19 protein-coding genes and 1 pseudogene are annotated in these 20,680 nt (G+C 69.8%); 8 read left to right on the top strand and 12 right to left on the bottom strand.

Annotated elements, in window-relative coordinates:
- Positions 1-125: 125 nt before the first annotated feature.
- The 3 genes from BEK98_RS19475 to BEK98_RS19465 form a co-directional block, all read right to left on the bottom strand.
- Positions 126-980, bottom strand: coding sequence for a hypothetical protein (locus BEK98_RS19475; RefSeq protein WP_208643153.1), 855 nt, complete (start codon positions 978-980; stop codon positions 126-128).
- A gap of 84 nt (positions 981-1,064) precedes the next feature.
- Positions 1,065-1,349, bottom strand: coding sequence for a hypothetical protein (locus tag BEK98_RS19470; RefSeq protein ID WP_094217850.1), 285 nt, complete (start codon positions 1,347-1,349; stop codon positions 1,065-1,067).
- A gap of 175 nt (positions 1,350-1,524) precedes the next feature.
- Positions 1,525-2,685 carry an ROK family transcriptional regulator gene (locus BEK98_RS19465; protein ID WP_094217849.1) on the bottom strand — a complete coding sequence of 387 codons (1,161 nt, stop codon included), beginning with the start codon at positions 2,683-2,685 and terminating at the stop codon, positions 1,525-1,527.
- 48 nt (positions 2,686-2,733) lie between these two features.
- Between BEK98_RS19465 and BEK98_RS19460 the strand changes: the two genes are divergently transcribed.
- The 3 genes from BEK98_RS19460 (at position 2,734) to BEK98_RS19450 (ending at position 5,277) form a co-directional block, all read left to right on the top strand.
- A complete protein-coding gene (locus BEK98_RS19460; protein ID WP_094217848.1) occupies positions 2,734-3,801 on the top strand; it encodes a Gfo/Idh/MocA family protein in 1,068 nt (355 codons plus the stop codon).
- A complete protein-coding gene (locus BEK98_RS19455) occupies positions 3,801-4,301 on the top strand; it encodes a heme-degrading domain-containing protein (RefSeq protein WP_094217847.1) in 501 nt (166 codons plus the stop codon). Before BEK98_RS19460 ends, BEK98_RS19455 begins: the two co-directional genes overlap by 1 nt.
- Positions 4,302-4,392: 91 nt before the next feature.
- Complete coding sequence (locus BEK98_RS19450) at positions 4,393-5,277, top strand: LLM class F420-dependent oxidoreductase (protein ID WP_094217846.1); 885 nt, start codon at positions 4,393-4,395, stop codon at positions 5,275-5,277.
- Positions 5,278-5,288: 11 nt separating this feature from the next.
- Here BEK98_RS19450 and BEK98_RS19445 read toward each other — a convergent pair whose 3' ends face one another.
- The 5 genes from BEK98_RS19445 to BEK98_RS19425 all read right to left on the bottom strand — a co-directional run bounded on the left by BEK98_RS19445 (position 5,289) and on the right by BEK98_RS19425 (position 8,996).
- Positions 5,289-6,185: a hypothetical protein gene (locus BEK98_RS19445; protein ID WP_143684135.1), complete on the bottom strand. Its 897-nt coding sequence runs from the start codon at positions 6,183-6,185 to the stop codon at positions 5,289-5,291.
- Between the two features lie 67 nt (positions 6,186-6,252).
- Positions 6,253-7,110 carry a fumarylacetoacetate hydrolase family protein gene (locus tag BEK98_RS19440; protein WP_094217844.1) on the bottom strand — a complete coding sequence of 286 codons (858 nt, stop codon included), beginning with the start codon at positions 7,108-7,110 and terminating at the stop codon, positions 6,253-6,255.
- 139 nt (positions 7,111-7,249) lie between these two features.
- Positions 7,250-7,966, bottom strand: coding sequence for a YidC/Oxa1 family membrane protein insertase (locus tag BEK98_RS19435; protein ID WP_094217843.1), 717 nt, complete (start codon positions 7,964-7,966; stop codon positions 7,250-7,252).
- A 121-nt stretch (positions 7,967-8,087) separates the two neighbouring features.
- Positions 8,088-8,414 (bottom strand): DUF6412 domain-containing protein, encoded by a 327-nt coding sequence (locus BEK98_RS19430; RefSeq protein WP_094217842.1) that lies wholly within the window; start codon positions 8,412-8,414, stop codon positions 8,088-8,090.
- 54 nt (positions 8,415-8,468) lie between these two features.
- Positions 8,469-8,996: a winged helix-turn-helix transcriptional regulator gene (locus BEK98_RS19425; protein WP_208643152.1), complete on the bottom strand. Its 528-nt coding sequence runs from the start codon at positions 8,994-8,996 to the stop codon at positions 8,469-8,471.
- A 68-nt stretch (positions 8,997-9,064) separates the two neighbouring features.
- Here BEK98_RS19425 and BEK98_RS19420 point away from each other — a divergent pair, with 68 nt between their 5' ends.
- Positions 9,065-10,483, top strand: coding sequence for an MFS transporter (locus BEK98_RS19420; RefSeq protein WP_094217840.1), 1,419 nt, complete (start codon positions 9,065-9,067; stop codon positions 10,481-10,483).
- 21 nt (positions 10,484-10,504) lie between these two features.
- On the opposite strand, the gene BEK98_RS19415 is transcribed toward BEK98_RS19420, so the two are convergent.
- Positions 10,505-11,281, bottom strand: coding sequence for a class E sortase (locus BEK98_RS19415; RefSeq protein ID WP_425276613.1), 777 nt, complete (start codon positions 11,279-11,281; stop codon positions 10,505-10,507).
- A 239-nt stretch (positions 11,282-11,520) separates the two neighbouring features.
- Here BEK98_RS19415 and BEK98_RS19410 point away from each other — a divergent pair, with 239 nt between their 5' ends.
- Positions 11,521-12,996, top strand: coding sequence for a glycoside hydrolase (locus tag BEK98_RS19410; RefSeq protein WP_094217838.1), 1,476 nt, complete (start codon positions 11,521-11,523; stop codon positions 12,994-12,996).
- 9 nt (positions 12,997-13,005) lie between these two features.
- On the opposite strand, the gene BEK98_RS19405 is transcribed toward BEK98_RS19410, so the two are convergent.
- Together BEK98_RS19405 and BEK98_RS19400 are read right to left on the bottom strand one after the other, a co-directional pair.
- Positions 13,006-13,755: a TIGR03943 family putative permease subunit gene (locus BEK98_RS19405; protein ID WP_094217837.1), complete on the bottom strand. Its 750-nt coding sequence runs from the start codon at positions 13,753-13,755 to the stop codon at positions 13,006-13,008.
- A complete protein-coding gene (locus BEK98_RS19400) occupies positions 13,752-14,795 on the bottom strand; it encodes a permease (RefSeq protein WP_094217836.1) in 1,044 nt (347 codons plus the stop codon). The genes BEK98_RS19405 and BEK98_RS19400 overlap by 4 nt, the downstream gene beginning before the upstream one ends.
- Positions 14,796-14,967: 172 nt before the next feature.
- On the opposite strand from BEK98_RS19400, the gene BEK98_RS19395 reads away from it, so the two are divergent.
- Together BEK98_RS19395 and BEK98_RS50055 are read left to right on the top strand one after the other, a co-directional pair.
- Positions 14,968-15,987: a hypothetical protein gene (locus BEK98_RS19395; RefSeq protein ID WP_094217835.1), complete on the top strand. Its 1,020-nt coding sequence runs from the start codon at positions 14,968-14,970 to the stop codon at positions 15,985-15,987.
- A gap of 18 nt (positions 15,988-16,005) precedes the next feature.
- Positions 16,006-16,074, top strand: a pseudogene (locus BEK98_RS50055) (very short patch repair endonuclease); the annotation flags it as partial.
- Positions 16,075-16,084: 10 nt separating this feature from the next.
- On the opposite strand, the gene BEK98_RS19385 reads toward BEK98_RS50055, so the two are convergent.
- Positions 16,085-17,089 carry an MrcB family domain-containing protein gene (locus tag BEK98_RS19385; protein ID WP_143684134.1) on the bottom strand — a complete coding sequence of 335 codons (1,005 nt, stop codon included), beginning with the start codon at positions 17,087-17,089 and terminating at the stop codon, positions 16,085-16,087.
- A 262-nt stretch (positions 17,090-17,351) separates the two neighbouring features.
- Between BEK98_RS19385 and BEK98_RS19380 the strand changes: the two genes are divergently transcribed.
- Positions 17,352-20,516 carry a DEAD/DEAH box helicase gene (locus BEK98_RS19380; RefSeq protein ID WP_094217833.1) on the top strand — a complete coding sequence of 1,055 codons (3,165 nt, stop codon included), beginning with the start codon at positions 17,352-17,354 and terminating at the stop codon, positions 20,514-20,516.
- Positions 20,517-20,680 lie beyond the last annotated feature (164 nt).

Raw genomic sequence — 20,680 nt, 5'->3', positions numbered from 1 at the left:
GAAGGCCCGCGCCCGAGGTGTATGGAGACCCGCGCCCGAGCTGCACGACGGCCCGCGCCCGAGGTACGCGGAGGCCCGCGCCCGACCTGTACAGCGCCCGTGGCTCAGCGCCATCCGCCCGCTCCTCAGCGTCGGCGGCGAGCCAGGAGGGACGCGCCCGCGCCGACCGCGAGGAGGACAGCGCCCGCTGCGAGCAGCCCGTGCGCGAGCCCGAGCCCGGTACGGGCGAGTTCCCGGGCCCGCTCTCCGGCTTCCTCGGCATCCTCGGCGAGGAAGAGGGAGGGGTCGTCGGGGTCGTCCGGGTCGGCGCCGCTCGGGGAGGCCTGAGGAGTACCGGCCGGGGCGGTCGCCGTCGCCGTCGCCTCCGGATCCTCCGGGGCCCCCGTGCCTTGCGGTTCCGCGGTGTCTTCCGGCACGTCCCCGTCCTCGCCGACCCCGAAGCGGTAGTCGTTGGACTCCCCGACCCAGTCACCGTCCTGGCCCCGGCGCTGGACGACGGCCGCGTTGGCGGTGATGTGGTCGGGTACGGCGTCGGAGGCGAGCGAGAGCCTGAGCTTGACGGTGACGGTCGCGCCGGGCGCCACGGTGAACCCGCCGAACCCGGCGCCGTCCAGCACGCCGACCAGTTCCTGCTCGTCGGTGGTCTCGAAGGTGACGGGCCGGGCGCGGGAGCCGTCGTAGAAGTCCAGCCTGGGCTGGGACGGCTTCAGGGTGCGCTTGTCGTCGACGAGGACGACGACGGGGTGAATGGAGGCGCAGGTGCGGGTGGTGGTGTTGGTGAGGTCGATGTACCAGGTGCCGTAGTCGCCGCCCACCTCGTAGGAGGTGGGACCGCCGTGGATCCGGGTGGCCAGTGGGAAGGCACGGCCGCCGGGTGCCGCGCAGGAGGGGGTCGCGGCGGCGTGGGCGGCAGCCGACGACACGGGCACGAGAGCGGCGGCTGCGGCGAGGCAGAGGGGCAGGTGCGTGACCGGTCGCATAAACACATGACCATGCCGGGTGGTGGCGGGGGCTCGGGGTGCCACTCCGGAGGCAGGCGGAAGTCCGCTCGATCGGCCGACAGGCTAAAGGGAGGCCACGACCTGGCCGGACATGACCTGGGGAGGGTTGGGGAGCAGCGACGCGAGGTTGTCCCGCACGAAGACCGCCGCCCTCTTGATCGATTCGTCGGCTCCCGCCTCGTTCTCGAAGACGCTGGTCGAGACCATGACTCCGTTGCCGGCGTCGACCCAGTAGTAGGCCAGGAGGCCGGGAATCTCACGGATGAGCGGCACGAATCCCTCGCTCACCCGACGTCCCGCCTCGGCCGGGTCGGTGACCCCTTCGTACCGTCTGATGGCTGCGTACACGGCTGTTCTCCTCACGAGTTCCGGTCATCTGGTGCGCAGACGCCGTACCCGTGCGGCGCGCGCTCCGCTCGCGAGTCGTCCGGCAATCACCTGAAGGGGCCGGCGAGTGGTCCGGACGGTCGCCTGTGCCGCGCCTCTCAGCCGTCCGCCCGAATCAGCCGTCCGCCCGCTCGAATCAGCCGTCCGCCCGCCCGAACATCGGCGCCAGCAGCAGCTGTGCGGCGCCCTCCGCGACGACCCGCTCCCCTCGCGGAGCGACCCGCACGGGGACCGTCCCGCCGGGCACACCCTCCCGCCGGGCCCGTGCGTCGAGCATCTCGGCGACCCCGCGCACGAACGGCTCCGGCGCTGCGGAGATCGTCCGCCCTCCGAGCAGCACCAGGTCGATGTCCAGCAGTCCCACCAGGTTCCCGGCCCCGACCCCCAGCACCCGCGCAGCCTCCTCCACGTCCCCCCGCCCCACGGCCCCGAGGCACAGCACCTCCACACACCCCCGGTTCCCGCACCCGCACACCGGCCCGTCCAGCTGAAGCACCTGGTGCCCGAACTCCCCGGCCCCGGTCCGCGCCCCCCGATGGACGCTGCCGCCGATCACCAACCCGGCGCCCAGTCCCGTACCGAGGTGCAGATAGGCGAAGGATCCGCCCTCACCCCCCACCGACAGCCCGAGCGCCGCCGCGTTGGTGTCCTTGTCCACCACGACCGGCACCCCCAGCCGCTCGGCCAGCGCGTCCCGCAGCGGGAACCCGTCCCACTCCGGAAACCCGGTGACCCGGTGCAGCACCCCGCGCGCGTGATCGAGCGGGCCGGGCAGGGCGACTCCCACACCGAGCAGCGAACCGGCATCGGAGAGCCCCCGACTTCCCTGACCCCCGTGACCTCCCAGGACCTCCCCCACCAGCCCCTCGACCACCCCGGCCACACCCCCCAGGACAGCCTCCGCCCCGGCCCCCAGGTCAACCGCCCCGCGCCGCTCCCCGACCACCGCCCCGTCGAGATCCACCAGCACGGCCCGCACCTCGTCCCGGTCCAGATGCACCCCCACCGCATGCCCGGCCTCCGGCACCAGCCGCAGCACGGTGCGCGGCTTGCCCCCGGTGGACGCCCGGCGCCCGGCCTCCGCCGCGAGCCCCTCCTCCCGCAGCCGCGCGGTGATCTTGCTGACGGCCTGCGGGGTCAGCCCGGTCCGCTCGGCCAGTTCGAGCCGGCTGATGCCCTCCGCCCCGGCCGCCCGCAGCAGATCCAGCACCAGCGCGGTGTTGTGACTGCGCACCGCGAGGAGATTCGCCCCCACCGACCGCCCGCCGCCGCTCTTCGTCCTGTTCACGCCACCCATTCTCCCCACCGCTTGCACTTTGGCAACAGCGTTGCGAAAGTAGGACGCATGACTGGTACCCCCCTCCGCGTCGGCCTGATCGGCTACGGCCTCGCAGGCTCCGTCTTCCACGCCCCGCTGATCGCCGCCACCGAGGGCCTCGCCCTGGACACCGTGGTCACCTCGTACCCCGAGCGGCAGGAGCAGGCCCACGCCGAGTTCCCGGGCGTCCGCATCGCCGCCACCCCCGACGAGCTGTTCGACCACGCCGACGAGCTGGACCTGATCGTCATCGCCTCCCCGAACAAGACGCACGTCCCGCTCGCCACCACCGCCCTGGAGGCGGGCCTGCCGGCGGTCGTGGACAAGCCGGTGGCGGGTACGGCGGCCGAGGCGCGGGAGCTGGCCGCCCTCGCCGAGGAGCGCGGCCTGCTGCTCTCGGTCTTCCAGAACCGGCGCTGGGACAGCGACTTCCTGACCCTGCGCGAGCTGCTGGAGAAGGGCGAACTGGGCGACGTCTGGCGCTTCGAGTCCCGCTTCGAGCGCTGGCGCCCGCAGCCCAAGGGCGGCTGGCGCGAGTCCGGCGACCCGGCAGAGATCGGAGGTCTGCTCTACGACCTCGGCAGCCATGTCGTCGACCAGGCTCTGGTTCTCTTCGGCCCGGTCACCGAGGTGTACGCCGAGCGGGACATCCGCCGCCCCGGCGCCGAGACGGACGACGACACCTTCATCGCGCTCACCCACGCGAACGGCGTCCGCTCCCACCTCTACGTCTCCGCCACCACGGCCCAGCTCGGCCCGCGCTTCCGGGTCCTCGGCTCGCAGGCGGGCTATGTGAAGTACGGCCTGGACCCGCAGGAGGCGGCCCTCAGGGAAGGCCTGCGCCCCGGGCCGCAGTGGGGTGCCGAGCCCGAGTCCCTGTGGGGCCGGCTCGGCTCCGGCGAGTCCCCGCTGACCGGCGGCGGCCGCCCCGTGCCGACCGTCCCCGGCGACTACCCGGCCTACTATGCGGCCGTGGCGGCGGCCCTGACCGGCACCGGCCCCAACCCCGTGACCGCCCTGGAGGCGGCCGCGACCCTCGACGTACTGGAAGCTGCCCGACGCTCCGCCCGCGACAAGGTGACGGTGACCCTCTGATGCACCACCCGCAGATCACCCCGAAGTTCGCCCCCGAGATCACCCCGAGCGTGGAGGAGCTGGAGGCGCAGGAACGCCGCCTGGTCTTCCGCCACTTCACCTACGACGACGCCTGGGCCCTGGGCACGCTCCTGGTCGAGCTGGCCAGGGAGCGCCAGGCGCCGGTGGCCATCGACATCCACCGCGCCGGCCAGCAGCTCTTCCACGCGGCCCTGCCAGGCTCCACGCCGGACAACGACGCCTGGATCGACCGCAAGCGCCGGGTCGTGGAGCGCTACGGCGCCTCCTCCTACCTGGTCGGTGCCCGCTTCCGCGCCAAGGGCACCACGTTCGAGGACTCCGCCCGCCTCGATCCGGACACGTACGCGGCCCACGGCGGCTCGTTCCCGATCCATGTCGAGAACGCGGGCGTCATCGGCACGGTGACCGTGTCCGGCCTGCCCCAGCTGCAGGACCACCGCATGGTGGTGGAGGCGCTGGAGCAGTTCCTGGGCGAGTAGCCCGTCCGTGGGATTACCGCGCGGCTCCCTCCGGTTGGCACCGGCGTACCCGAAGATCACGGCACGCCACCACCCGGAGGTAACGGACCCGATGACCGAGTCGACGAGCAGCACACACCCCCTCAAGGAGACGATCGGCCGGTACGGCGTGTGGAGCGTGGGCCTCCGCTCGGAGGACCCGGCCCGGCGCGGAGACATCGCCGAGGCGGCCGCGGAACTGGAACAGCTCGGCTACGGAGCCGCCTGGCTGGGCGGCAGCAGCGCCGCCCGGCATGCCGTCCCGCTCCTCGAAGCGACGTCCCGGCTCACCGTCGGCACGAGCATCCAGAGCATCTGGCAGTACGACGCCGAGGCGAGCGCGGCCGGGTTAGCGGAGGTGGAGTCGGCCCACCCCGGCCGCTTCCTGCTCGGCCTCGGCGTGAGCCACGCCAAGCTCGCGGACCAGTACCGCCGCCCGTACTCGGCGCTGGTCGCCTACCTGGACGCGCTGGACGCGGCCGGCGTCCCGGCCGGGCGCCGGGTCCTGGCGGCCCTCGGCCCGAAGACCCTGGAGCTGTCCCGGGACCGGGCGGCAGGCGCGATCCCCTACCTCGTCACCCCCGAGCACACCGCCCGGGCCCGCGAGATCCTGGGCGAAGAGCCGCTGCTGGCCCCGGAGTTCGCGGTCGTCTGGGAGACCGCACCGTCCCGCGCCCGCGCCCTGGCCCGCGACCACCTGGCGCTCTACCTCTCGCTCCCCAACTACACCAACAGCTTCCTGCGCCTCGGCTTCACCGAGGACGACCTGGCCGCCGGCGGCAGCGACCGCCTGGTCGACGCGCTGTACGCGTGGGGCGACGAGGACCGGATCCGGGACCGCGTCAACGCCTTCCACGAGGCCGGCGCGGACCATGTGGCGATCCAGGTGGTGGACGGCGGCTCCCGCGACGCCCTTCCCAGGGAGGCGTGGCGCCGCCTGGCCGCTCTCCTGGGCTGAGCGGCCGCGGTTCAGACCGCGGCCTGACCGCCGCTCCGCGCCGGACAGTCGTGCAGCAGCTTCCTGATCTGCCCGGCGCGGTCGGTACCCGGAAGCATCTGGTTCATACGGCGCTGCAGCAGGGCCCTCGTCTCCTCGTCCAGGAACTCGCAGTGCCCGCGGAACACCTCGCGCAGCGCCTTGAGCGCCCAGTACTCGTTGAACGGCTTGTCCTCGGACACCGCCGCCTCGGCGAGTGCGCGGCCCCACGCCGGATCCGGATTGGCGTACAGGTACGCGGCAGCGGCCAGTCGCAACCCGCGGTCGTCGCTGTGGAGATGGCTCTCGACGTCGAAATCCCGGGCGCCTCGCAGCACACCGATCATCTCGTCCACCACGTCGGACATCGCCTGTGTCCTCGCCTGACCGCTGGACATGGTCCACCGGATCTCGTTGTACCGTGCCGCCAGCCGGCCGACGGGATCCGTCGGCGCCGACACGGCGGCCTGGCCGGGCTGCGCCCTGCTGAGCGCCTCCCTCACCCCGTCGGCCAGATCGTCCGTCGTCTCCTGATGCCTTGCCTCGACCTCCCGCGTCTCGCGGATGGCCTCCTGCGCGGCACTCCGGGCCTCCTCCACCTGGCGCTTCAGCGTGATGCCGAATCCGGAGATCTCGGAGAAGAAGACGCCCAGGAGCACCAGGATCACGAGGCCGAGGACGACCATCGGAGGGTCCGTCATCTGCGGGTGCCGGCACACCCTGACGACGGTCCCGTTCGAAGCCATCTGCTGGTCGCACACCTCGGTGGTGAAGAACACGACCACGGCCGCGGCCGCGGCGAGGGTCACCAGCGAAGCGGCCGCCCACTGGAGCGGCCTGACTCCTCTGCGACCGGTCGTCGAGGTCCGATCAGCTCCCGTCGCTGCCATCCCCCACCTTTCGGCGCCTTCGGCCAAGCCGGCATCGGCGCCATGGTAGCGGCGGGACCTCGGTGTCTCAGGCGTCCTTGAGTTCCTGGCGCTGCCGCCCGAGCCCCGCGATCTCCAGCTCCACCACGTCCCCGGACCGCAGGAACGGCTTCGGCTCGGGCTGCCCGAGCGCCACGCCCGCCGGCGTCCCGGTGTTGATGACGTCACCGGGGTACAGGGTCATGAACTGGCTGACGTAACGCACCACTTCGGCCACCGGGAAGATCTGGTCGGCGGTGGTCCCGTCCTGCTTCAGCTCCCCGTTCACCCACAGTTTGAGCGACAGATCCTGCGGGTCGGCGATCTCGTCGGCGGTCACCAGCCACGGCCCCAGCGGGTTGAACGTCTCGCAGTTCTTCCCCTTGTCCCAGGTCCCGCCGCGCTCGATCTGGAACTCCCGCTCGGACACGTCGTGCGCCACCGCGTACCCGGCGACATGCGCGAGCGCGTCCTCGGCCGACTCCAGGTAGCGGGCCGTACGTCCGATGACGACGGCCAGCTCCACCTCCCAGTCGGTCTTGGTGGACCCGCGCGGCACGAGCACGGTGTCGTTCGGCCCGACGACCGTGTCCGCGGCCTTGAAGAAGATCACGGGCTCGGCGGGCGGCTCGGCCCCCGTCTCACGGGCATGGTCGTGGTAGTTGAGCCCGATGCACACGACCTTGCCGATCCGGCCGAGCGGGGGGCCGATCCGCAGGCCCGCCGCGTCCAGCACGGGCAGCTCACCGGCCTCGGCCGCCGCCCGTACCCGGCCGAGCGCGCCGTCGTCGGCGAGCAGCGCCCCGTCGATGTCGTCCACGATCCCCGACAGGTCCCGCAGGGTCCCCTCGGCGTCGAGCAGCGCGGGTCGCTCCGCACCGGCCGTACCGACTCGCAGCAGCTTCATGGTCACAATCTCCCTCGATCGCGGGCGCCCGCCGATGTGTGCAGCCATCGGAGGACTGGTCGATCGTCCAATCCCCTCGTCCAGTCCGCAAGACCTTGTTCACGGACTGGACCGTAACCATGCCCCCGTGATCCACGGCTCAGCGGTACAGCGCGGCCCGCTCCACCGCGCTCCACGTCGTACTGGTGACGACGTACAGCGCGGCCGCGAGCGGCACCACCGCCACGGTGACGAGCGTGAAGAAGGACATGAACGGCATGACCTTGTTGACCGCGCCGAGCCCGGGCACCTGCTCGCCCTGACCGGCGGTGACCGTGACCGGGTTCTTGGCCATCATCAGCTTGGTGCGCCGGTAGTTGAAGGCGGCGACGGCCGCGACGAGGGCGAAGAGCGCGAGGTAGACGAGTCCGGCCGCCCCGAAGATCCCGCCGCCGGAGAGGGCGTCGGCCCAGCGTCCGCCGAGCGGTGCCGCGAACAGCTCGTGGGTCAGCAGCCCGTTGGTCTCGCCGCCGATCGAGGTGTTGGAGAAGAGGTGGTAGAGGAGGAAGAAGGCGGGCAGCTGGAGCAGGCTGGGCAGGCAGCCGGAGAGCGGCGAGACCTTCTCCTCGGCGTGCAGTTCCAGCACCGCCTTCTGCAGCCGCTCGGGCTCCTTGGCGTGCTGCTTGCGCAGCTCGGCGATTCTCGGCTGCAGCTCGGCCCGGGCGCGCTGGCCGCGGGCGGCGGCCCGGGACAGGGGATGCACGAGCAGTCGCACGAGCGCGGTGAACAGGACGATCGCGGCGGCGGCCGCGGAGGCGTGGAACAGCGGCTGGAGCAGGTCGGCGAGCTGCTCGACCAAGCGGGCGAAAACGGACATGAAAGCGGACAAGGCGGGACCCTCCGTGCTGGGGTACGTCGTCGTGCCGGGGTGACCGGAGATGGCATGGCGGCATGACGACCCGCGCGGGGGTCACGGATGAATCAGTGAACCGGTGCCCTTACGCGCAGGTCGTCGCGAGGGCGTGTCCGGGTGCCCGGGGCCGGCGGCGCCCCGAGGCGTCGGGGTCGCGCTGGGGCAGGAAGGCCGTACGTCTGGCCCGGTCGCGTATCGCCGTACGGACCCGGGTGGGCGGGACGGCGGGCGCGCAGCGGGCGGTGATCAGCGAGCTGGCGGCGAGCGCGGAGCCGGCCGCGGCGGTCGCGGCGAGCGCGACGGTGGTGGAGAGGCTGCCGGTGTCGAGGAGCGCGGCCTGGAGCAGCAGCAGGTTCACCAGGACGAGCAGCAGGGCGACGGGGCGCGCGCCGACGACACGACTGCGATCCACTTCCTCCCCCTTCGCCGACCTGCTGCTCTGCTCACCGTCAGTTATAGCTGCCGGCTATACGGGATCGATCTCCAGGGGCTCCAAGAGCCTCTTCGGCTTGAGCAGCGCCCTGCTGACCGGATCCGCCGGATCGGGATCGAGCCCCGGGCCCGGCACCAGTACAACGTCCGCGACGGGCACGACGGTTCCGCAGGCGGGACATTCGCCGTACGGCCCGAGTTCGGTGCCGCAGTCCGCGTGCCGGAAGGACCGCAGCTGGGTCTCCTGGAAGTTCTCGCGGCCCCACAGCGCCAGGGCCCGCAGCGCGGGCCACAGCGCGATACCGCGCGCGGTGACGACGTACTCGTCGCGCGGCGGCGCCTCCTGGTACCGGCGCTTGTCGAGGATCCCCTCCTCGGTGAGCGTCTTCAGCCGGGCCGAGAGCACCGCGCGCGGGATGCCGAGGTGGACGAGGAAGTCGTTGTAGCGCCGGACGCCGTAGATGGCGTCGCGGACGACGAGGAGCGTCCACCGCTCGCCGACGACCTCCAGCGCGCGGGCGATCGAGCATTCCTGCGTCGCGTAGTCCTTGCCCAGTGCCATGGCGCCCACCTTAGCCACTTTCCGACACGTTGGTTCAATGACCGAACCGAAGCTGTTATGGTACACCCATGACCAGGTTCAGTGAACGAACCCTCCATGCCGGATCGGCCGGCACACACAGCGGCGCACCGCGCACGCCACCCACGGCGGAAGCACCCCCGCACCCGAGGGCCACCCTCGCCCTGACCAGCGCCGCAACGGCGGTGGCCCTGATGACGTACACGGCCCCGATGGTCACGCTCCCCGACACGGTGGCGGCGCTGCACACCCCCGTCTCGGCCCAGGCCTGGCTGCTGAACGGCACCCCGCTGGGCCTGGCCGCCCTCCTCCTGGTGGCCGGCAGCCTGGCCGACGACTACGGCCGCCGCCGCGTCTTCCTGGCCGGCACCCTGGCCCTCGGCCTGACCACAGCCCTGGGCGGCCTCACGACCTCCACGTTCCTCTTCACCCTGGCCCGCATCGCCCAGGGCGCGGCGAGCGCGGCGATCCTGGCGAGCAGCCTGGGCCTGCTGGTGACGGCGTTCCCGACCCCGCGCGGCCGGCTGCACGCGACCGGCGTGTGGGGCGCTTTCGTGAGCGGTGGCATCGCGGCGGGCCCGCTGGTCGCCGGCGCGATGCCGACCTGGCGGGTGGCGTACGGCGTCCTGGGCGCGGCGGCGCTGCTGGTGGCGGTGCTGGCCGTCCGGCCCCTGCGGGAGTCGAAGGCACCCCGTGGCGGCTGCCCCGACCTCCTCGGCGCCCTGACCTTCGGCTCGGCGCTGGTGGCCCTGGTGGCGGCCCTCACCCTCGGCCGGGACGGCTGGCTACGGACACCGGTGGCCCTGCTGCTGGCGGCGGCCGTACTGCTGGTCGCCCTGTTCACGCTGGTGGAGCGCCGGACGAAGACCCCCATGATCGACCTCTCCCTCCTCCGCCACCCCCGCTTCCTGGCCTCCTCGGCCGGCGGCCTGTTCACCGGCCTGACGGTGATCGGCCTGTTCAGCTACCTCCCCGCCCTGCTGCAGCAGACCCTGCACATGTCCGCGATGACCACGGCCTGGCTGCTCCTGCTGTGGTCCGGCCTGTCCTTCGCGGTCGCCCTGCAGGCGAAGCGGCTGGCGGGCCGGGTGGGTCCGCGCCTGCAACTGGCCGCCGGCTTCCTGCTGCACGCGGCGGGCGCGCTGACGATGCTGGGCGCGATCGGCGCGGGCTCCTGGGTACGGCTCCTGCCCGGCCTGGTGCTCGGCGGCGTGGGCAGCGGCCTCCTGAACGCCGCGCTGCCCCTCATGGCGGTCGAGTCGGTGCCGCTCGCCCGGGCGGCGATGGGCTCGGGCGCCCAGCAGACGTTCCGCTACATCGGCTCCTGCGCGGGCGTGGCCCTGACGATCGCCCTGGTCACGTCGTCCGGCGGCGGCCTGGCGCGGGGCGCGGATGTGGCGATGGTGGTGTCGGCGGGCCTGGCCGCGCTCGGGGCCGTGGCGGTGGGGGTGCTGCGGGAGCGGGCGTGAGGAAGGCCCTTGTGCTCCGGCCTACCCCCTGGGCCGCATCGACACCAGCTTCCCCCACACCACCATCCGGTAGCGCGAGGTGAACTCGGGCGTGCAGGTGGTCAGGGTGATGTAGTAACCCGGCTCGTCGTACCCGTACGCGGGCCGGACGAGCGACCGCGGCACGGGCCGTACGACCCCGGAGTCCCGCGAGGACGTCTGCGGAAGGATCTTGTCGACGGCGTACGTGTACGTGGCCGTCCTCGTCTCGACCTGGACGGTGTCCTCGGGCCGGAGCCTCGGCAGGTACCGAAAGGGCTCACCGTGGGTGTTCCGGTGCCCGGCGAGCGCGAAGTTGCCGGCCTGGCCGGGCTGTTGGGTGCCGGGGTAGTGACCGACGTACCCCTTGTTGAGCACGTCCGGCTTGCTCACGCCTTCGGCGACGGGGACGCGGAGATGCAGCCGGGGGATGGTGAGGACGGCGTACGCCTGGGAGCGGCGGGGCGTGCCGGAGACGAGGACGGGGGTGTACGACCGCTGCCGCGCACGTCCGGGAGCCTTCGAGGCCGCTGACGGCGACGGCTCCGGGTCCGGCGGCTCGCTACCGGGAGCGGAACTGCCGCTGCTCCCCCACTCCTTCTCCAGGGCCGCGACCTTCCGCTCGGCCCCCTGCCGCGCCTCCCTGTTGGTCCACCACAACTGATGCACGACCAGCAGCATGAGCACGACCCCGACGGTGACGAGCACCTCCCCGCCGCCCCACAGCCCCCGCCGCCACCTGGCCCGCCTCCGCCGATCACGGTGCCGCACGACACGCATCCGCACACCCACCTCTCCAGGAGCCGCCCGCACGATAGGGCGAGTCGGGTGAACTCACCAGAGCCGTAAGGCCTCCCGCCACTGACGTCGACTTTCTCAACGGGTTTTAGAAAGGGCTGTCACAACCCTCGACAACCCCACCCGTCACACCCGATGCTTCCTCTTGGCATGCGGGGGGACGAGTCAACGCCGGATCGGAAACCGGCGTTTGAGCCGCACGGAGAGGCAGAGAAGAAGCCATGATCCGACGCAGAACGCTGCTGGCCGCCGCAGGCGGCGGCATCCTGGGCAGCGCCCTGGCCACGGGCACGGCCCGCGCCGACGCCACGATCGCCGTCAACCCGTCGACGAGCTACGGCACCTGGGAGGGCTGGGGCACCTCCCTGGCCTGGTGGGCGAACGTCTTCGGCGCCCGGGACGACTTCGCGGACCTCTTCTTCACCACGAAGACGACGACGTACAACGGCACGGCCCTGCCCGGCCTCGGCCTGAACATCGCCCGCTACAACCTGGGCGCCTGCAGCTCGAACAGCGTCGGCGGCGAGTCGATGGTGGCGTCCCCCAACATCCCGTCCTTCAAGCAGATCGAGGGCTACTGGCAGGACTGGAACAACGAGGACCCCACCTCCTCGGCCTGGAAGTGGACGGCGGACGCGACGCAGCGGGCGATGCTGCTGAAGGCGACGGCGCGAGGCGCTACGACGGAGCTGTTCGCCAACTCACCGATGTGGTGGATGTGCCTCAACCACAACCCTTCGGGCGCCTCCGACGGCGGCAACAACCTCCAGTCCTGGAACTACCGCCAGCACGCCTCACACCTGGCGGCGGTGGCCCTCTACGCGAAGCAGAACTGGGGCGTGAACTTCGCGACGGTGGAGGCCTTCAACGAGCCCTCATCGTCCTGGTGGACGGCGACCGGCACCCAGGAGGGCTGCCACATGGACGCGACGGTCCAGTCAGCCGTACTCCCGTACTTGCGCAGCGAGTTGGACAAACGAGGCCTGACGAGCACGAAGATCTCGGCATCGGACGAGACCAGCTATGACCTGGCCCGCACCACCTGGAACTCCTTCTCCTCGACGGCGAAGGGCTACGTCAACCGGGTCAACGTCCACGGCTACCAGGGCTCGGGCGGCCGCCGCGACCTCCTCTACACGGACGTGGTGACGACGGCCGGCAAGGCCCTGTGGAACTCGGAGACGGGCGACAGTGACGGCACCGGCTACACGATGGCCTTCAACCTCCTCTACGACTTCCGCTGGCTGCACCCGACCGCCTGGGTCTACTGGCAGGTGATGGACCCGTCGACGGGCTGGGCGATGATCGCGTACGACCAGAACACCCTGCAGCCGACGACGATCCAGACGAAGTACTACGTGATGGCGCAGTTCAGCCGCCACCTCCGCCCCGGCATGAAGATCCTGGACACGGGCGTGAGCTATGCGGCGGCGGGCTACGACGCGGCGGCGAAGCGCTTGGTGATCGTGGCGCTGAACACGTCCTCCTCGGCCCAGACCCTCACCTTCGACCTGTCCCGCTTCACCACCGTGACCGGCGGCTCGGGCGGCCTGGTCCCCCGCTGGAACACGGTCACGACGGGCGGCGGAGACCTCTACACCTCCCACTCGGACACGAACCTGTCCGGCAAGACGCTGGCGGTCCCGTTCGCGGCGAAGTCGGTGCAGACGCTGCAGGTGGACGGGGTCACCGTGTAGCGCGGTGACTCAGGGCCTCGCCTCGGGAGGGAGTGAGTCCTGGTAAGCGTTCCAGGGGCGGTCGACCTTCTCGACCCTACGGGCGTCGAGCGCGACCGGCGCGGACCTGGTACCCAGCTTCCCGCCCGGGTGCCAGGTCCCGGTGACCGTCACCCAGGTGTTGGCGGGCAGCGCGGGATCGCCGTAGATCCGCACCTTCACGGACTGGGCGTCCGCCGCACAGCAGTTGAGGATGACCCGCGTCAGGTCCCAGCTCCCGCCCGGCCCGCCGGGTGTGACGAACCCGGTCATCAGGATGCTGCGCCCCTTGATGTCCTGGTCCTCCCGGTCCTGCTGTACCCGGCTGGTGAAGTCGGAGAGGGTCATGGGGACGGGCGAGGTGGCGGGGAGCGGATCGAAGTCGCTCTCCTCGGGGACGGCCTTGGGTGGCTGCCGGGAGGCGGTGTAGGCGCCGAGGGCGGGAGGCGCGTAGCAGAGCAGGCTGAGCGCCGGGAGAAGGAGCAGCCAGGCGACGCGGGGCATGGCGGAGTGGTTGTGACCGTGACCGCCGTGCTCCTCCTCGTCGTGGGGCCCCTCGTGTTGGCCTTTGTCGAGCATGGCGCTCGCGAGGCCCAGCAGGAGCAGCACCGCCCCGGAGGCGATCAGCAGGGGCCGCATCCCCTCCTTGACGTACCTCAGGTACAGGTCGGTGAAGAGGGAGACGTGCAGCAGCCCGAGCCCGCAGAGCACGAGCAGCACCGGCTGGAGGAATCGCTTCACAACAGCACCCCACCGATCAACGAGCTGCACGCGACGGCGACGACGACGGTGGCGGCGGAGAACCGTACGGCGAAGGCCCGCCCGAAGGTGCCAGCCTGAAGGGCGATGAGCTTCAGGTCGACCATGGGCCCCACCACCATGAACGCGAGCCGCGCGACCGGCGGGAACCCGGTCAGCGAGGCCGCCAGGAACGCGTCGGCCTCGGAACACACGGCGAGCAGCACGGCGAGCGCGGCCAGAAAGAGCACGGACAGCCAGGGCGTCCCGGTGAAGGTGTCGAGCACGGACCTTGGCACCGCCACGTTGAAGGTGGCGGCCGCCATGGCCCCGAGGACGAGAAAGCCACCGGCGTGCAGGAAGTCGTGCTGGAACCCGAGCCGGAACTCGTTCCACCGACTGTGCCCCGCCCGATGCCCGGTATGCCGCGCGGTCGGCCGCAACCACTCGGTCCGCCCGAACCGCAACCACAGCCACCCCATCACCACGGCGGTGACGAGCGAGGCGAGCAACCGGGCCAGCACCATGGCCGGGTTCCCGGGGAACGCGACAGCGGTGGCGGTGAGCACGACGGGATTGATGGCCGGAGCGGACAGCAGGAACGCAAAAGCGGCAGCCGGGGCGACCCCGCGCCCGATCAGACTGGAGGCGACCGGCACGGAAGCGCACTCACACCCGGGCAGGACGACCCCGGCGACACCGGCGACCGGTACGGCGAGCGCGGGCCGCCGCGGCAGCACCCGGCTGAACACGCTCTCCGGCACGAACGCGTTGATCGCGCCGGACAGGGCCGTACCGAGCAACAGGAAAGGCAGGGCCTGCACCGTGACGGCCAGACACACGGTCCGCCAGGCCTGCACGGCCGGGGTGTCTCCCCAGCGCCCGAGGAGAATCACGACGGTACCGGGCACAACGGCGGCGCCCACGAGGAGCAGCGGCCAGAACCGGGGCGGCGCGGACCGCGAGCCAGGCCCTCTTTCCGCACCCGCCAGGGCGCCGGCCGCCGCCTGGTCCTCGACGACCAGGGCACCCGTCTTCTCCATGCCGACTCCGACTGTCGATGTCCGTGTCGAAGATAACGGCCCACCCCGCCCGTCCCCCGTCACCGGCGGGCCGACACCCCGTTCCTCACCTCCCCTTTCTCACCTCTTTCCCTCCCTTTTGCGCCTCACTTGCGCCTCACGTTTGTCACCGCCCGGCAGTACGGTGTCACCCATGCGCCCCGACACGCCTGCCGAGAACGTCGACCACACCGCCGAAGCGGCACGCCTGGAGCGGACCGCCGGCCTGTATCCCGAGGACACCGAGGCCCTGCTCCTGCGCGCCGCGGCCCACCTGGAACTGGCCGGCGACCGCCCAGCCGCAACGACGCTCTACGACCGCCTGCTGTCGTCCCTTGACGGCCTGGAGAGCCCTGCTTTGGTACGGGCCCTGAAGGCGTCGAACCTCTGGGAGTACGACCACGAGGCGGAGGCGAGGGCGATCATCGACGGAGTCCGAGCAGCGGCCCCGCGCGACCCGGCCCCCTGGGTGATCGTGGCCGAGGCCCTGGAAGCACACGACGAGCTGGAGGCGGCGGAGGAGACGTTCACGGAGGCGGCGAGGTTGCTGCTGACGGACGGCACAGAGCCGCCGTACTCGACCCATCCCCTGCTGTTCGGCCGCCACCGCGTCCGCCGCATGCTGGGCCTGGCCCACGACGACTGGGACACTCTGGCGGACACCCTCCACTCGTCGTCGGTTTCGTTGGACGAGTTGCACGACCCCAAGCGGGTGTGGTCCCTGGGCTCCTCCAACCCCGCGGAACTGGAGGCGGAGATCTCACGTCTGCGCGCTGAACTGGGCGCGTATCGGCAGGCGTTGTCCCGCCCGTTCCCGGTGGCGGTCCTCCACTGGCCGGCATCCGAACTGACGGAACTGACCTCGGCGTACCCGGACCTGTCTGCGGAGTACCCGTCCCACGGGGAGCACCTGTCGACCATAGAGTCCTCGCTCCGCGAACTGTCCTCCTCGGGGACACCGAACCTTGGCATCGTGACGGGGACTGTGCCGTCGTATGAGGCGTTTGCTGCGTCGGAGGGGGCGTCGCCGGGGGACGTGACGTTGCTGCCGCAGTATGCGACGACGTTGGCGGCGCGGGGGAGGGCTGTGGTTTGGCCGCCGCAGCGGGGGGCGGAATGTTGGTGTGAGTCGGGGAACTCGTACGCGGGCTGCCACGGCGGCCTGGAGGCCTGAAGACCTGCCAACAGGCACCACGCTGCCGGATTGCGCTACCGCGTCGAGTATCCGGTGCCGGGCATGGCCCGACGCCGGATCGACGTGGTGAGTTCGCTCAGGCCTCCTCGACTAGATCCCAGTTGACAGCCATGGAGGAACCCGCCCAGTCTCCATCTACAGTGCGCCAGATCGAGGCAATGCCGTGGTCCTCAAGGTATTCGGCGTACTGCCCGATACCTTCGGTGAAGAGCGCGACGAGGTGGGGCTTCGATTCGCCGCGCTTCTGGTGCCAGTAATAGCTGTACTCCAGCAGTTGGGCCACTGCTTCACGGACAGCCTCGGTGGCGTTCCCGTTCTTCACCGCCTTGCCTTCGACCAGCCAGGTGCGCGGCTCATCGGCAACACGTCGACGCAAGACCAGGTCTCTGGGATACATGCCTCGTGTGATCGGTGTGTACCCACGCGTGACCGCGTGGAGTCCGAAGTCATGGATGAGCTCTTCGTGTGGACGCTCCCTGCGGTACTGACCGCCCTTGATGCGGACGTAGTAGTCACTGCTGTCGTTGGGGTGGAAGCCGTCCAGGGGGTCATCAGCAGGCACATGTCCCTCGTTCACGTACACGAAGGGCTCATCCTGCGTCGGCCTCTGGAGCCAGATGCGCTGGCTGGCAGCAGCATCACGAAGCAGCAGGGATGCCGTGCGAAGGTCCTTGGCGAGGACCTCCTCCGAGGGCAGGTCGGCAATTTCGTAGCGTCGGGCGGCCACGCTCCCGGCCTCGTATGCGCGAGGCAGGTCCTGCCGCGTACCGAAGGCTGGCGTGTACGTCCACTGCACTGCCAACTCGGGCTGAATTCCAGCCCGGAGATGCTTCGCCTGGCGCTTCAGCTCACGCCGCAGCTCAGCCGGCTTGTACTCCTTGGACAGCTTCGTCACGCCCTGCTGCAAGGTGAGCGTCACGGCAGTGAGGTCTGCGTCAAAGATGTAGGCGAGGTACAGCCCCTCCTGGGGCTCCTTGTTGATCTCCGGGTCAAACACTCCGATCCACGGAGTGGTGGCCGCGCCACCTTGTCCACCATGCCCTGAGGCGACGAAGTCGTACGGCAACGGGAGGTCGGTCATGTCCTTCACCTCCCTAAGGAGGTCCTGAGCCTTAACACCTTTGGACGTCCCGTGCTTGGCGTCGTAGGTCTTCGCTATGCGTATGAGCAGGTCACGTAGAGGCACACCCAAAAAGTAACCCGCATCGATCAGTTATTCCCCTCAATAGATCAACAGCCGGCACAGCCGGTGACCGAATCTGACCGACCTCAGATCCTGTCAGTGCTCCCTGGTAGAACATCTGCATCGTCCATCGACATGCTCAACCGGGGGGTACAAGCCGATGTCTCAGAGCCGCCACGACGCATCTGCCCCATCCGATGGACTGTACGAACAGCTCATCACGTTGCGCTTCGAACAGCAGTTGAAGGAGCTTGCCGGCCTCGGCTGGCACCCCGTGAGCGACACGGTGGGGCCGGAATCGGTGCCGCACGTTCTGGCTCGACATGTCGCAGGCACCGTTCGGCGCGTACTGCAAAATCTCCCGGCCGAGGAACGGGTCTACGCGGCCAACCACATCCTTGAGTCCATCAGCACTCTGGAAGGTGCACAGGAGTGGGTAGACCTCGTCGCCGACGGCCCCCGCCAACTCCTTGCGCTTACAAGGCAAGAGGCCCCGGGCGTCTTTGCCGTACGGCCCGGCATCCCACTCTCCGAAGCGGCACTCATCACCAATGCGCCCGAAGACCCGAGCCTCGGCTTCGAGCTGCGCGCCGAACTCGCTACCGCTGACCGTGTCGACCTGCTCTGCGCCTTCGTGAAGTGGCACGGCTTGCGGATCATAGAGCAGTCGCTGAGAGCAGCCCATGAGCGAGGCGTGCCGATACGGGTCATCACTACGACCTACATCGGGGCAACCGAACGGCGCGCGTTGGACCGCTTGGTGGAGGAGTTCAACGCCCAGGTCAAGGTCAACTACGAGACCCGGTCGACACGACTGCACGCCAAGGCTTGGATGTTTCGCCGCAAGAGCGGCTACGACACCGCGTATGTCGGCAGCTCCAATCTGTCCAAGGCTGCGCTGCTCGACGGCTTGGAGTGGAACGTGCGGCTGTCCTCCGTCGCCACACCGGACGTACTGCGCAAGTTCGATGCCACCTTTGAGGCCTACTGGAGTGATCCATCCTTCGAGACATACGACCCCGACGCCGACGGCGGCCGCCTCCAAGAGGCGTTGGCGATCGCGGGCGGTACGTCGTCGACGACCGCCGCTGAACGCGGGATCACACTGTCCGGTCTGGAAGTACGGCCGTATCCACACCAGCGCGACATGTTGGAGCGGCTGGAGGTTGAGCGGGAGGTGCACGACAGGCACCGGAATCTACTCGTTGCCGCTACCGGCACCGGCAAGACAGTCATGGCTGCGCTCGACTACAAGCAGCTGCGAAAGAAGCATGGCCGTGACCTGCGTCTCCTGTTCGTCGCTCACCGCAAGGAGATCCTGCAGCAGTCCCTTCGGACCTACCAAGATGTCTTGGTGGACCCGAACTTCGGCGAGTCACTCCACAGCGGTGAGATCCCTGAGCGTTGGACACACGTGTTCGCCAGCGTGCAGTCCCTGAATGCACGGGCCCTCGATCGGCTCGCCCCTGATCACTTCGATGTGATCGTGATCGACGAGTTCCACCACGGGACATCACCGACGTACCGGAAGATCCTCGATCACTTCAAGCCGCTGGAGCTACTGGGGCTCACCGCGACGCCTGAGCGCATGGACGGCAAGAACGTCCAGGACGAGTTCTTCGGTGGGCGGATCTCTGCCGAGATGCGGCTGTGGGAGGCGCTGGAGAATGATCTACTCAGCCCCTTCCACTACTTCGGCATCAGCGACAACACCGATCTCAGCACGGTGGAGTGGAAGCGAGGGGCGTACGACCCCAGCGCGTTGAGCAACATGCTGTCGAGTGATGTGAGGCGCGCAGGGCTGGTCGTCAAGGCTGTACGGGAGAAGATCGCCGAGCCGGGTGCCATGCGAGCACTGGGATTCTGCGTATCGGTGCTGCACGCGGAGTTCATGGCAGAGGCCTTCCGTATGGCCGGCCTCAGTGCCATCGCCCTGTCCGGAGAGACTCCCGCGGACCAGCGCAAGCAGGCGCTGGCAGACCTGAGGTCAGGGGCCCTGCAGGTGATCTTCTCGGTCGACCTCTTCAATGAAGGGCTCGACATCCCTGACGTAGACACGCTGCTCCTCCTCCGCCCGACCTCCAGCGCCACGGTGTTCCTGCAACAGCTCGGCCGGGGGCTACGTCGCTCGGAGGACAAGGCCGTACTCACCGTGCTCGATTTCATCGGGCAGCACCGCAAGGAATTCCGCTTCGAGAACCAGTTCCGGGCGCTCACCAACCTGACCCGCAAGCGCCTGCTGGACAACATTGAGCACGACTTCCCTCAGCTACCGTCCGGCTGCCAGATCATCCTTGAGGAGAAGGCGAAGAAAACCATCATCGCCAACATCAAAGAGCAGATCGGCGTCAACGTCACAGCGCTGGCCCGCGAGGTCGCTGATTACGCCGAGCCAACGCTCAGCCGCTACCTGAACGAGAGCGGCCGCGAACTCAAGGAGCTCTACCGGGGCACCGGCAACTCCTGGACTGGGCTCCTCCGCCGCTCTGGTCTCCTCAAGGGGGACGCACCCGAAGGTGAAGCAGCGCTCCTCAAGCGCGTCTCTTCCTTTCTCCATGTGGACGACCCCCTGCGCGTGGCCGCCTACACCCGGATGTTGGAAGACGACGCTCCCGCCTACAGCGACCTCGACGAGCAGGGGCAGGCGTACGCCCGCATGCTCTTCTTCCAGCTCTGGCCACTCGGCGGCGTAACGCGGAAGGGATTTGCCCACTACGATGCGGGGTTCGCGACGCTACGCAAGCAGCACGCGGTGCGGAATGAGTTGCGCCAGGTACTTGCGCGCAACCTCGCCCAGACCGAACACGTTCCGATTCCGCTCCTCGGAATAGGCAGCCACACCGGCATCCCGTTGACCGTGCACGCGTCCTACACGCGCGAGGAAATCCTGCCCGCCCTGGGCCAATCCGCCATAGGTGGCTTCATGCCAGGGGACTTCCGCGAGGGGGTGAAGTGGTGCGAATCGATCAAGACCGACGCCCTGCTGATCACCCTGGATAAGGACGAGAAGGACTTCTCGCCACAGACCCGCTACCACGACTACGCGCTGAGCGAGACCCTCTTCCACTGGGAGTCCCAGAACCAGACTTCGGATACTTCCCCCACCGGCCTGCGCTATCAGCAGCATGCTGCCGAGGGCAGCCATGTACTCCTCTTTGTTCGCCGTTACAAGAGCACAGACATCGGCGGTGCACAGCCATGGATGCTGCTGGGTCGGGCTGAGTACGTGGAGCACACCGGCAGCAAGCCGATGGCGATCACGTGGAAGCTGAAGCACGAGATCCCGGCGGCCGTCTGGACGTACTCGGCGATTGCAGCCGGGTGACGTGTCACGGCGATTCGCTCACGACATCGAACTCGGCCTCGAAGTGCATCTAAGCAGCCTCGGAGTCGAAGCCGGCATCGACGAGAGCGGGGAGGACGCGCATGTCGGGGTCATAGACCTAGATGCACAGACGAGTGCGGCTCATGGAGACGGCCAGGGTGGCC

The organism is Streptomyces diastatochromogenes, from assembly GCF_002242805.1.
Classification (GTDB): domain Bacteria; phylum Actinomycetota; class Actinomycetes; order Streptomycetales; family Streptomycetaceae; genus Streptomyces; species Streptomyces diastatochromogenes.
Note: the sequence above shows the minus strand (reverse complement) of the source record. Positions and strands in the feature narration are given on the sequence as shown.